Genomic DNA, 12,085 nt, shown 5'->3' with positions numbered 1-12,085 from the left:
CCGCATCAGGCAACTTTTGCCCTGTCAACTACCTCGCAGAGGTTTTCGTTGGCAGTTTGTATGTTTCCGCCAGATGGCGAAGCGGCGGATCATGCTGCCCTGCTCCCTGTGGCTGACATGGTCGGTGCTGTCCAGCGCGAAGTAGCGCAAGGCGGTGAACTGGGCCTCGATGCGGTTCAGCCAGGAGCTGTTGGTTGGTGTGTAGGCGAACTCGATGTTGTTGGCCGCGGCTCAGTCGCCGACCCGGGTGTCCTTCCTCGTGGTCAGGTGCGGGGAGAAAATGTCGAGCACGATCGCGATCCGGGTCTCGGGCGGGTAGAGGCTGCGCAGGTAGCGGCAGAATTCCAGGAACCTCGTCCGATTCTTCTTCGGCTTGATGTGGCCGTAGAGTTTGTCCCGGGCCAGGTCGTAGGCGGCGTCCAGATGCCTGACCCCGTGCGGGCGGGTGTAGGTCGCCCGTCAGCGGGGCCGGGGCTCCCGGTTGGGGTCCTTGTGCTGTCCACCACGCTCAGCCCGCTGTCTCCCGTGATAAGGCTGGAGGTTGAGCGGGCCGAACTCGTCGAGGCATAAGACGACGTCCGGATCGCCGTCCTCAGGTATGACCTCGCTGTCGGCAATCGCGTAGAGGTGCTCGATGCGGGCCTTCTTGGCGGCGTAGTCGGGGTCGCGGGAGGTCTTTCAGGTCTTCACGCGTTGAATGGACACGCCCTCCTTGCGGAGCAGGGCCCGCAGTCCCTCATGGCTGATGTCGTGGACCACCCCCTCGGCGACCAGGAAGTCGGCCAGCTTTGCCAGGCTCCAGGTCGAGAACGGCAGGCCGTGCTCGGCCGGCTTCGACTTGGCGATCTTCTTGATCTCCCGGCGTTCCGGCAGGGCGAAGGTCTTCGGTCGCCCACCTTTGTACTTGGGGCAGAGCAGGTCGAATCCGTCGGTGTTGAAGTTGTGGATCACGTCCCGGACCCGGTTTGTGTTGGTGAACGTCACTTCGGCGATCGTCGCCACCGGCATGCCCTGGGCGGACAGCAGCACCATTTGGGCCCGCCGCCAGGCCACCACCGAGCCGGTGCGCCTGCGGATGATGCGCAGCAGGCGCTGTCCCTCGTCGTCATCGATCTCGCGGACACGTACTCGTTCTGCCACCCGGACAGCCTGGCGGGACGGCGCTTGCCGGACCAGTAGGTGACTCCGGTTGGGCAGTCTGCTGTCGGGCTCTGCCGACCTATGCTCGCGTGAACCCGTGGCTCCGCTCCACTTTCGCTACATGCAGCGTGTAGCTCTGGTACCACTCGGCTCGCCCACGCTTTTGTGCCGCGCGGTGCTCGGCGTTGCTCCGCCACTCCGCGAGGGCGTCGGCGTCACGGAAATACCCGACAGTGATGCCCAGCCCGCCAGGAGTCTGCGCGTGGTCCATCCCCAGGAACCCAGGGACGTCCTTCACCAGGTCTTCCATGCGTGTGTTGGTCTCGCTGTAGCCGCTCTGGTCCTGGGTTCGCACCGTGGTGAAGACCGCCACGTAGTAGGGGGGTTCATACGTCTCGACGGGCGCGACAGGCGCTTCCGAGTGATCGCTCATGTCGTCACCGTAAGGCGCGATGCGCCCAACGATCCAGCGTCTTTGCCGGACGGGATACATGAGGGATCGGGCTCTTGACCGAAGCCATCCGAACTCTCCGCCAGCTCCGGGAAACGGCGGCGAGCCTTCCGGCTCGCAGAACGGTGCCAGGGACGGGAAACTCCAGGGCGAGCGTTGCCTGATGCGGCACTAGGGAGCGCGGGAAGGTGGGCGATGCGACGGAGGCTGCCCTGACCGAGGCTGGCTTCGGCCCGGCCGCCCTCGACGCCACGACTGCGGACAGCCACTCACCATGGCGGTGAACACCGAGGCGCAGACGTCCGTGTGCCTGCCTCAGGTCGCCCCCTGACAGGACTCACCTTTCGGCGAGGAAGTGCGCCAGCAAGCGGTCGAAGTCGCTGTGGCCGAGCTCGGCCCCCCGGGGCACCACTGCCTCCGTTTCCTGCAGGAACGCCTTGAATTCCTGCGCTGGGGCCTTGAGCAGGGCCGTACCGGACGGCGGGTTGAGAAGGATGTACAAGTCGCGGCAGCCTGCCTCGCCGGTGGGCCATATGCGAACGTCTCCCTTGCCGGCGGGGCCCTCCAGGCCGTCGATCAGCAAATCGCGTCCGATGATCCATTCCACCGGCTCGTCGCTGTCGACATCGGTGGTAAATGCGGCATGGACCACGTAGGGATCACTCGGCTCGTACCGCAGATTCATGATCATGGGCAAGGACGTCGCATGCACGCCGACAAGCCTCACAGGTAGCCCCTGGATCACAGTTCTCAATGACTTCATTGGTCTTACTCCTGGTGCTTCGAGTCATTCGGGGAGGGCCATCGGAAGGGCTGTCGTCGGATTCAAAGGGGCTGCACAGAGAAGCGGTTACTGCGAGGACCGGTGGCGGTCGGCACGAGGACACCCGCAGGAGCAGTTCTTCGTGCCGTCGCGAGGGCGCCCGGCCGACGGGGGCAGGCGAGGCCACCACTGCCGGCCGGGGCCATCACGGAGATGTGGCCAACGGTGGTTGCCGGACAAAGGGCGCCCTTGGTCTCAGCGATCGACGCTGTACCGGTCGTGGTGGTAGTGGACCGACTCGTCACGGTCCCCACCTCGACGCCGGCCGTGGTTGTCGTCCCACACGTAGCTGACGCCGCGGCCCCAACCGCAGTCTGTGTAACGGTCCCAGCAACTGCAACGAGACTGAGACAACCCCTGACCGGAAGGGCTCGACTGCAAAACCGCTCCGTAAGGTGTTTGGCGGTCCGGAAGAGTGGGGTGTGGCTCTGAAGTCGCTTGCCCGCGGTGGCTCCGGTGGAGTGGCCGCCCCGCTCTTCGGGACGACCGGCGGCTGACTGAAATGTGCGAATCGGCCGCCGTTTACGGAGCTGACGGCGGGGTGTCCTTGGACCGGAACGGCACGTTGTCCGAGTCCGAGGCGACGCACATGACCACACATGTGCCCTGCTTATGGGTCGGTATCGATGCCAGCAAGGGCCACCACTGGTGGGTCGCCATCGAAGACACCGGAACCACCATCGCAGGGCCGCCGGATACCGGCCCTTCTGGCCGCGTCACTCGTCGCAGGCCGACCGTCAGCGCAAGGGTGAGTCCACGGTGGGCGTCAGGAGGGTCTCGTCGAGGCCGACGATCTGGCTGATGTCGAAGCCCTCCATGTCCGCGCGGAATTCTGGACTCGACAGGTATGCCTCCAGCCGCTCCTGCACGTCGTCGGCGTCCTTGTAGGAAACGAGGGCGTACAGCCGGGGAGTGTCGCTTCCGGGCGCCGCGGGCACCGTCCAGACGCCGTGGGTGGTGATCCGGTGCTTGGCCATACCGGGAATGTGCTGGGCCCAGATCTTCTCGTAGGCGGCGAGCGCGTCGGAGCTGCGCAGGGCGTAGACGCGAAGCTGGTACTGGGACATGACACTGGTTCCTTTACTTCTGAGCATGGATGGTCGGCGGTCAGCCTTGGGGGAGGAGGTGTGCCAGTTCGGCATCCCAGTCGATGAGTCCGGACTCGGTCCCCTGTGGCACCAGAGCCTGGGTGTCCAGAAGGAAGGACGAGATGTCCTGCACGGGGACCTCGAGCAAGGCGGTGCCTGCGGAAGAACCGAGGGCGATGTAGATCGACTCGTCACCCCGCCCTGCGGCCGACCAGATCCGGACATCCGCGTGGCCTGCAGAACCCTCCAGCCCGTCAGCCAGAAGATCCCGCCCCAGGATCCATTCGACCGGCTCATCACAGTCGACGAAGAAGGCGGCACGGACGACATAGGGATCAGCGGGCTCGTAGCGCAGACGTACGCAGAGGGGCAACGAGTAGACGTGCGAGACGACCAGTCGCACGGTCACCCGCCGTTCTACGGCTCTCAAGGACTTCTTCATCGGCTTCCGCTCCTGGGTATGGCTCGGCGGTGCCTCACACCGGCCTGTGCCGAAGAGGCAGCGCGGGCGGAGGCGGGACAGCAGGGCGCGGGCGCCGGACGGCACCGGCGCACCCCATGATGGGTCGCGCTGCACTCACTCGGCCGGCAGTCGGGGACGCCGCCCCCCGACCGCCAGACGGATCTCCGCCGTCGGCAGGGACAGGGCCGAGGGGAACTGCTTGTGCTCATGGCCGATACCCGTCTCACCGGTCGTCGCGGCCCAGGTCATGGTGGTGCCTGCCCCCGCCGTCGTGCTCGCAGCGGTTCCCGTCGTGGCGGTAGGACCTGTCGGACGTCCAGCCGTGTCCCTCGCCCTCCCAGCGGTAGAAGTGGCCATCGCGGTAGTAGAGCCCGTCGCAGTCGTGCCGGGTCGAATCGCTGCCGTTGCGGTCCTGGTGCCAGCCGCGGGTCTCGTCGCAGGAGTAGCCCCGCTCGAGCAGGTAGCCGACACCGTGGTCCCAGCTGTAATCAGCGGCCACGGCCCCGTCGGTCGGGTGCTGGGCGTGCGTGGACGCAAGGGGCGCGGCCGAAGCGGTGCCACCGGCACCGAGGACGGCGGCACCAGCGACCGCGACGGAGGAGACAGTGAGGGCGATGCGCTTTGCGAGCTTCTTCATGATCTTTCCTTTACGCGGGGTGATCTGCGCCAACGGCGGTTCTGCCAGGCGATGTATGACGCCCGGTGTGATCCGAGCGAGCAGTTCCATACGTCGTATGGAAGCGCGCTTTCATTGTTACCATACGTCGTATGGAAATGTCGAAGTGACGAAGGCAACCGTTGACCGGCTGGCGCGAGCGCGAGCAGATGTCGCTCTTCAGCGCGAGCTGCCCGTCGCCGGCCCCCGGCACGCTGGCCTTCCTTGCCTCGGCCGCGGCGGTGTGTGTCCACCCGGCGCACGCGCCAGGACGCGGTCGGGTTGGCCGGACAGCGGGACGGCGGCCGGAGCGGGACCTGGCGATCGGTGGCTGCACCGGCCCGGAGATGCCTCAGCCCGGGGAGTGAGGGCTCGAAGTCACGGATGGCATCCAGTTCGCCGTAGTGGCGGGTTTGCGATCGCCGGAAGGCGGGACGAGTATTTTTTCAGGGCGTAATGACTGGGGCGCACCGTGATGCCGACACCGTCGATGCAGCGCCCCCTTTTGGTTACGCCCACGCTCACAGCCGACAAGGGTCACCGTGAAGGAAGCGGCGCAGCGAACTGGACCGAACCTGCTCATTCGGTGGCCTGGCCGGGGCGGCGGGTGGGGCATCCAGCCCCGTCGTCTTGACGGGACTTTAGAAACCGGCCGATGGCTTCATGACCGAGGCTGCATGACCGGGTCGATGGTCGCCGCAGCGGGGCGAGCGGCAGAACGGAAGGAGTCTGCCCATGCGGATCGTCGTGGACCTGAATCGGTGCCAGGGGTACGCGCAATGCGTGTATCTGGCGCACGAGGTCTTCAGGCTGAACGGCCAGGAGGCGCTCACCTATGAGCCGAACCCCGACGACGAGCGGCGCCTGCAGGTCGAGCGAGCCGCTGCGGCGTGCCCGGTGCAGGCCATCGTGATCGACCGCTTGGACGGCGCGAAGCGGGGCGAGGCGCCATGACTCTGCGGGCAACGGTCGCAGAGCTGGTGCGGGAGTTCCGGGCCAGCGGCCGGATCGTCATCGTGGGTGCTTCTCTGGCCGGGCTGCGGGCCGCGGAGACGCTGCGCGAGGGGGGCTTCACCGGTTCCCTGACCATCATCGGTGACGAGCCGTACGAGCCCTACGACCGTCCCCCGCTGTCCAAACAGGTGCTCAAGGGCTGGGTGCCGGCCGATCACACCAAGCTGCCCCGTATGCGGGAAGTGGATGCGGACTGGCGGCTCGGGGTGGCCGCCGTCGGGCTGGACCGGGCCACCAAGCAGGTACGCCTGGCCGACGGCGAGCAGGTGCCGTACGACCGGTTGCTGATCGCCACGGGCACCCGCGCGCGGCAGTGGCCGAACCCGGCCGAGGCAGCCCTGCACGGGGTGCACACGATTCGCTCGCGTGATGATGCCGCGCAGCTGCAGAAGGAGCTGGCTGAGCCGCCGTCGCGAGTTTTGGTGATCGGTGCCGGGTTCATCGGCTCGGAAGTGGCCTCTGTGTGTCGGGAGCTCGACATCCCGGTGACCGTCGTCGAGCGGGGTTCGGCGCCACTGGTCGGCGCACTCGGCGGGGTGATCGGGGAGATCGCCGCGCAGATGCAGCGCGATCATGGCGTGGACCTGCGCTGCGGGCTGGGCGTGTCGTCGCTGGAGGGCGACCCCGAAGGGCATGTGCGGCGGGCACGCCTGTCCGACGGCACCACTGTCGACGCCGATGTGGTGGTGGCCTCCCTGGGATCGATCCGGAACGTGGAATGGCTGGAGGGCTCCGGGCTGGCGGCCGGTTTCTGGGGTGTCGGGTGCGACGCCGGTGGCCGGGCCTTCGACATCAACGGTGTGGTCACCGACAGCATCTACGTGGCAGGGGACGTGGCGCGTGCGCCGCATGTGCTGTACGAGTACCAGTTCCTGGCGATGGAGCACTGGGACAACGCCGTTTTCGGCGCCGAGGTCGCGGCGCACAACATGGTGAACCTCGAACCCCACTATCGTCCGCATCTGCTGCTGCCCGGCTTCTGGTCCGGTCAGTTCGGCGTGAACATCAAGTCCGTCGGGGTGCCGCCTTTCGGTGACGAGATCGTCTTCACCCAGGGGTCCGTCGAGGAGCGCCGTTTCGCCGCCGCCTACGGCCGCCGAGGCCGCATCGTCGCGGCCGTCACCTTCGATCACGGCAAGTGGCTCGAGTACTACGGGAAGCTGATCGAGCAATCAGGTCCATTCCCGCCTCCGCCGCCGGGCTGGGACCAGCCGCCCGACATGAAGCCGATGCCGGCCGAGTTCCCGGACCCCAGGGTCCCGACGGCGGTCCCCGACGTCGTCCTGACCGGCCATGCCCCGAGCGAGCGGACGGCCGAGTTCCGGTCCCGGCGCCACTGACCCGGGCCGCCGGGCCGTGCGTGCAAGCGGACAGCACCGACAGGAAGAAGGAGGGGAGCCTCGTGGCCGAGGAAACCCCCTGGCAGCAGGCGCTGCGCTACGCCAACCGCGCCAACCCGTACCCCTTCTACGAGGAACTGCGCAAGACACCGGTGGCGCGGCAGCCGGACGGAACCTATGTCGTCAGCACCTACCGGGAGATCGTCACGCTGCTCCACGACCCCCGGGTCAGCTCGGATCCACGCAAGTGCCCCGTTCCGGCCGCCACCCCGGCCGAGGGAGCGGCGGAGGCGGAGGCCGAGCCGATCACGGAGGCGGTCATCTCCTTGGAGCCGAACATCATCACCCAGGATCCCCCCGAGCACGATAGGGACCGCCGGACGATGATGCCGCATTTCGTCGGGCCTCCCCGTTCCCCTCACCTGATCTCCGACCTGGAGCCCGAGATCCATCGCATCGTGGCCGGGCTCCTGGACGGCATGAAGGGCAAGAACCGGATCGACGCCGTCGACGACTTCGCCTACCCCCTGCCGGTGACGGTGATCTGCAAGGTCCTGGGCGTGCCGCTGGAGGACGAGCCACGCTTCCACCACTGGATCGAGACCGCCCTGGACGCCCTGGACTTCGGCCCCGAGGCCGCGTCCGAAGAGATCCGGAGCCGGCTGGCCGGCGGACGGCGGGCCGTGCAGGACTTCGGGCAGTTCGCAGCCGACCTGCTCGACCGGTACGCCGACCAGCCCGGCCCGGGCATGCTTTCGGCCATGGTGAACGAGGACGGCACGGAGGGACGGATGTCCAAGGGCGTGCTCGCCAGCAACGCCCTGCTCCTGATCTTCGCGGGACACGAAACCACCGTCAACCTGATCGCCCACAGCGTGCTCACGCTGCTGAGGCACCCCGAAGCGCTGGAGGAGCTGCGCCGCCGTCCGGAGCTGATCGTGCCCGCGGTGGAGGAACTGCTGCGCTTCGAGTCGTCCGTGCAGTTCTGGCACACCCGCTCCGCACTGGAAGACATCGACATCGCCGGCACCACCATCCCCAAGGGGGCTCCGATCTTCCTGGCGTACGGGTCGGCGAACCGCGACCCGGAACGGTTCACCGACCCCGACCGGCTCGACCTCGAACGCCGCGACAACGAACACCTTGGGTTCAGCCAGGGCATCCACTTCTGCTTCGGCGCCCCGCTCGCGCGACTCGAGGTTCAGATCGCGGTCGGCGAGTTCGTCCGCCGGGTACAGAACCCCCGGCTCGTCGAGGATCCGCCGCCGTACCGCCACAACCAGATCTTCCGCGGACCCCGCCACGTCCTCGTCGACATCGACGGCATCCGCGACTGACCAGCGTCGCGTAAAGGATCGCCATGCGGGCTTTTCGACTCGTCGGCTGGCGGCAGCCGCCCGAGCTGCGCGAGGTGCCGACACCGGAGCCCGGGCCGGCACAGGTCCTGGTGAAGGTCGCGGGTGCCGGTGCCTGCCACTCCGATCTGCACATCATGCAGGCACCCGGACCGCTGCCCGGCTTCACGAATCCGCCCTTCACGCTCGGGCACGAGAACGCCGGGTGGGTGGAGCGGCTGGGACCGGGCGTCACTGGGTTCGCGCCCGGGGACCCTGTGATCGTTTACGGCGCCTGGGGCTGCGGAGGGTGCGCCAACTGCCTAGAGGGCAGGGAAAACTACTGCCAGAAGTGCGCGGGTGAGGGACCGGGCCTGCGCGGTGGACACGACGGCGGCATGGCCGAGTACCTGCTGGTCCCGGCGGCGCGCTACCTGATTCCGCTCGGCACCCTCGATCCCCGCCAGGCCGCCCCGCTCAGCGACGCCGGACTGACCGGCTATCACGCTGTGAAGCGGTCGCTGCACCTGCTGGGACCGGGCTCGACCGCGGTCGTGATCGGGGCCGGCGGTCTGGGCCAGATGACCATCCAGATTCTGCGCGCGCTCAGCGCGGCGACCACCGTCGTCGCCGTGGACACCGACGCCGGCAAGCTGGAGACCGCCCAGCGCTTGGGCGCCGAGGAGGCTCTGCTGTCGGGCGACGAGGCGATCGCGCGCATCAGGGACATGACGGAGCAGCAGGGCGCTCAGCTCGTGCTGGACATGGTGGGCATGGACGCGACCCTGCGGATGGCTGCCCGGGTGGCCAGGATGCTCGGGCACCTGACCATTGTCGGCCTCGGCGGCGGAGCCCTGCCCGTCGACTTCTCCAGCCCGCCGCACGAGTGCTCGGTCGCCTCGCCCTACTGGGGGTCCCTCACCGAACTGATGGAAGTGATCACCCTCGCCCAGCAGGACAAGATCAAGATGCTGGTCGAGCACTTTCCGCTGCAGCGCGCCAACGAGGCTTACCAGCTCCTGCACGACGGCAGGATCCAGGGACGCGCCGTCATCACCCCACACGTGTGAATGCCGTCGTCAACCCGAACGGGACACCACGACTGGGCCTGGCCGCCGGCATCGGACGGTCCGGCGGATACGCACCCCGGCTCCCGCAGGGCGGAGGAGTTTGCCCGGAACACCTCATGCGCCACGGTCCCCTGCCCTTTCCGCCGAGCGACATGAGGCTGATGGGGTGACGATGGACATGTAGTGACGTGGCCATGCTGCTCGCAGAAGGAGGTAGGTGCCATGACATATCCTTCCGATTCCTCCGGTTCCGTTCCGCCACGTGGCACCGACCCACAAGAAGGTCCTGCGGCCGAAGGCATCGCCGCTCTGGCGAACATGGGCTGGCAGTTCCTGCTCACCATGGGCCTCGCCACCATCGCCCTGGGCGTCATCGCCCTGGTCTGGCCGGGCGAGACGCTCCGCGTCGTCGGCGTGCTCTTCGGCGTCTACCTGCTGGCCACCGGTGTCTTCCAACTCGCCGCCGCCTTCGGCACCCACGTTCCCCGGCATCTTCGCGTACTGCACTTCATCACCGGCGCGGCCTCCATCCTGCTGGGACTGGTCTGCCTCCGGGGCCCCCTCGAGTCGGTCTTTCTGCTCGCCCTGTGGATCGGCTTCAGCTGGCTGCTTCGGGGCACCTTGGAGACGGTCGCGGCGGCCTCCGACCAGACCATGCCGGCGCGCGGCTGGCACGTGGCCTTCGGCATCATCGGCACCATGGCCGGCATCGTGATGATCGTCATGCCGTTCGCCTCCATCGCGACACTCACGCTGGTAGTGGGCGTCATGGCCATCGTCGTCGGCCTGACCGAAGTGGTCCGTGCCATCAGGACACGCGTCGAGATCGGCCATCTGGCTGCCGGCACGGCCCCCCAGCGGCGCCCCCTGTTCCACGCACGTCCGCACCCCCAGCACTGACCGGCCGAGCCGGATCGACCGGACGCGGCGAGCAGCGACATCGCGCGACGTCCGCGGGCCGTCGGCGGCGAGCGGTCCTTCACGCTCATCGCAGTGGACGCGGCCGTGATGGCGACGCTGGCGTCGTGCGGCGCGCCCAACTGGGCAGGGCGATCTCGGGCATCGGCTCATTCATCAGGGCCGCACCCACGTTCCGCCCGAGCCGGAGAAGCGGAGAAGCCCTCCCGGTGACCACCGCAGCGGCAACCGAGGTGTTTGGTCAGTCCGACGTCCAGGGCCGCTCGAACACTGACCGTGTCTGCCTGTCAACCTTCTTTCGCCTGACGGAGAAAGGCGCAGTCGTCGACCTGAGCGAACTGCTCGTTGCGCTTGGGCTGCCGGATTCCGTTAGGCCGTTATTCGGGGGCGTCGGAACGGTCGGCGTTCTCGGGGTTGTTGTCTGTCCGTGTCGGCAGCCCCAGTGTCCGACCGCCGCGGTGAGCCCAGATGTCACCGAGGACGACCTGGACGATGCCGGTGACGGGAATCGCCAGCAGGGCACCGAGGATCCCGGCGACTTCGGCGGCGATCAGGGTGGCCAGCAGCACGGTGAGGGGGTTGAGTTTCACCGTCCGAGACAGGATGACCGGTTGCAGGAGGTGGTTTTCGGCCTGCTGATAGACGATGAAGAAGATGATGGCCCCGATGCCGGCCGGCAGGGAGTGGACGAACGCCACTGCGGAGGCGACGACAGCTCCTATGGTGGCTCCCACCAGGGGAATGAGGTCGGTCACGGCGACGAAGAGGGCCAGCAGGCCGGCGAACGGCACTCCGGAAACCAGCAGCACGACGTAGGTCAGAAGCCCACAGATGACGCTGATCAGCAAGTTCCCGGTCAGATAGCCGTTGACGGTACGGGCGCACGCGGCTCCGACGCGGCGTATGCGGGCCGCGGGCGCCTCGTCCACGAGGGCCAGGGACCGGTCTATGGCCTTGGGGCCCTCCAGCACCATCAGATAGGCCAGCACGAAAATGGTGAGAGCGCCCGCCGCGGTGCTCGCTGCACCGCGGAGGAACTTCGCGACGGGCGTGCTCAGTCCGGTGGCGAATGTGTGGATCTGCGCCTGATGGTGCTGGACATACTGCAGAGCGTGCGTCCGTTCCAGCAGGTTGCCGACTGGCCCGCGGCCGGCCTGGGCGTCCCTGATCATCGCGGGCAGGCGACCGGCGAACCGGCTTCCCTCCTGGGCCAGGGGGATGACGAACAGGGCGATCACCGCGCCGACGGCCGCGGCCGCAGCCAGGAAGACCAGCAAGGCGGCCACCGACCGTCGGCACCGCGGCGCCCGTCGCTGCAGGGCTTCGACCGCCGGATGAAGTGAGACGGCCAGGAACAACGCGATGACCGCCCAGATCAGGACCCGTCGAGCCTGGACCACCAGCTCGAGTACGACGTAGGTGGCGAGCACCAGGCCAATGGTGGCGAGGATGGTTCGCACCGGAACCGGACGCGTCGCCATGGGCATCGGGTGCCCAGCCCCGGTCACGGGAAAACGAGGAGACCTCTTCGCCCGGTGGGCGATATTTCCCGGCGCTATCCTACGTGACCCCCGTCTACTTCGGGCTGCGGTAATGGATGCTTCGGCCGTCCCCAACGGATCGCCCCCGAGGCTGACGCGTCCGTCACTTCCTGGGCGTATTCGCCTCGGTGCGGCTGGCGCTGGAGAAGGGCCCCGGTCGGACTCTCAACCGGGGAGTCGGCGTCGGCTCGGGGGTGGTGAAGGCGTTCGGGGCACCGCCGTATCCCAGGTGCGGATCCCCAGGCCGA

11 protein-coding genes and 1 pseudogene are annotated in these 12,085 nt (G+C 67.8%); 5 read left to right on the top strand and 7 right to left on the bottom strand.

Features of this window, described 5'->3' with window-relative positions; translation table 11 throughout:
• Window positions 1–5: 5 nt before the first annotated feature.
• The 6 genes and pseudogenes from ACWDEN_RS28635 to ACWDEN_RS28610 all read right to left on the bottom strand — a co-directional run bounded on the left by ACWDEN_RS28635 (window position 6) and on the right by ACWDEN_RS28610 (window position 4,602).
• Window positions 6–1,140 (bottom strand): annotated as a pseudogene (locus tag ACWDEN_RS28635) (IS630 family transposase).
• 79 nt (window positions 1,141–1,219) lie between these two features.
• Window positions 1,220–1,573, bottom strand: a complete 354-nt coding sequence (locus ACWDEN_RS28630; RefSeq protein WP_351602262.1) for an antibiotic biosynthesis monooxygenase family protein — start codon at window positions 1,571–1,573, stop codon at window positions 1,220–1,222.
• Window positions 1,574–1,928: 355 nt separating this feature from the next.
• The gene (locus ACWDEN_RS28625; protein WP_351602259.1) at window positions 1,929–2,282 is read right to left on the bottom strand and encodes an SsgA family sporulation/cell division regulator; all 354 of its coding nucleotides are present in this window, start codon (window positions 2,280–2,282) and stop codon (window positions 1,929–1,931) included.
• 869 nt (window positions 2,283–3,151) lie between these two features.
• On the bottom strand, window positions 3,152–3,481 hold the full coding sequence (locus tag ACWDEN_RS28620; protein ID WP_351602256.1) for an NIPSNAP family protein: 330 nt from the start codon (window positions 3,479–3,481) through the stop codon (window positions 3,152–3,154).
• A gap of 40 nt (window positions 3,482–3,521) precedes the next feature.
• Entirely contained in the window at window positions 3,522–3,944 is a 423-nt protein-coding gene (locus tag ACWDEN_RS28615) for an SsgA family sporulation/cell division regulator (protein WP_351602253.1), read from the bottom strand.
• Window positions 3,945–4,188: 244 nt separating this feature from the next.
• The gene (locus ACWDEN_RS28610; RefSeq protein WP_450860575.1) at window positions 4,189–4,602 is read right to left on the bottom strand and encodes a hypothetical protein; all 414 of its coding nucleotides are present in this window, start codon (window positions 4,600–4,602) and stop codon (window positions 4,189–4,191) included.
• A gap of 753 nt (window positions 4,603–5,355) precedes the next feature.
• On the opposite strand from ACWDEN_RS28610, the gene ACWDEN_RS28605 reads away from it, so the two are divergent.
• From ACWDEN_RS28605 to ACWDEN_RS28585, 5 genes are all read left to right on the top strand, one after another.
• Entirely contained in the window at window positions 5,356–5,574 is a 219-nt protein-coding gene (locus tag ACWDEN_RS28605; protein WP_225835830.1) for a ferredoxin, read from the top strand.
• Entirely contained in the window at window positions 5,571–6,974 is a 1,404-nt protein-coding gene (locus ACWDEN_RS28600) for an NAD(P)/FAD-dependent oxidoreductase (RefSeq protein ID WP_450860573.1), read from the top strand. The genes ACWDEN_RS28605 and ACWDEN_RS28600 overlap by 4 nt, the downstream gene beginning before the upstream one ends.
• Window positions 6,975–7,036: 62 nt before the next feature.
• Window positions 7,037–8,311, top strand: coding sequence for a cytochrome P450 (locus ACWDEN_RS28595; RefSeq protein WP_351602243.1), 1,275 nt, complete (start codon window positions 7,037–7,039; stop codon window positions 8,309–8,311).
• A 23-nt stretch (window positions 8,312–8,334) separates the two neighbouring features.
• Window positions 8,335–9,378, top strand: a complete 1,044-nt coding sequence (locus ACWDEN_RS28590; protein WP_450860571.1) for an NAD(P)-dependent alcohol dehydrogenase — start codon at window positions 8,335–8,337, stop codon at window positions 9,376–9,378.
• Between the two features lie 222 nt (window positions 9,379–9,600).
• Window positions 9,601–10,278, top strand: a complete 678-nt coding sequence (locus tag ACWDEN_RS28585; protein ID WP_351602237.1) for an HdeD family acid-resistance protein — start codon at window positions 9,601–9,603, stop codon at window positions 10,276–10,278.
• Between the two features lie 395 nt (window positions 10,279–10,673).
• Here ACWDEN_RS28585 and ACWDEN_RS28580 read toward each other — a convergent pair whose 3' ends face one another.
• Window positions 10,674–11,777, bottom strand: coding sequence for an AI-2E family transporter (locus ACWDEN_RS28580; protein ID WP_351602234.1), 1,104 nt, complete (start codon window positions 11,775–11,777; stop codon window positions 10,674–10,676).
• Window positions 11,778–12,085 lie beyond the last annotated feature (308 nt).

The sequence above is a fragment of the Streptomyces sp. NPDC001153 genome (genome assembly GCF_053598315.1).
Note: the sequence above shows the minus strand (reverse complement) of the source record. Positions and strands in the feature narration are given on the sequence as shown.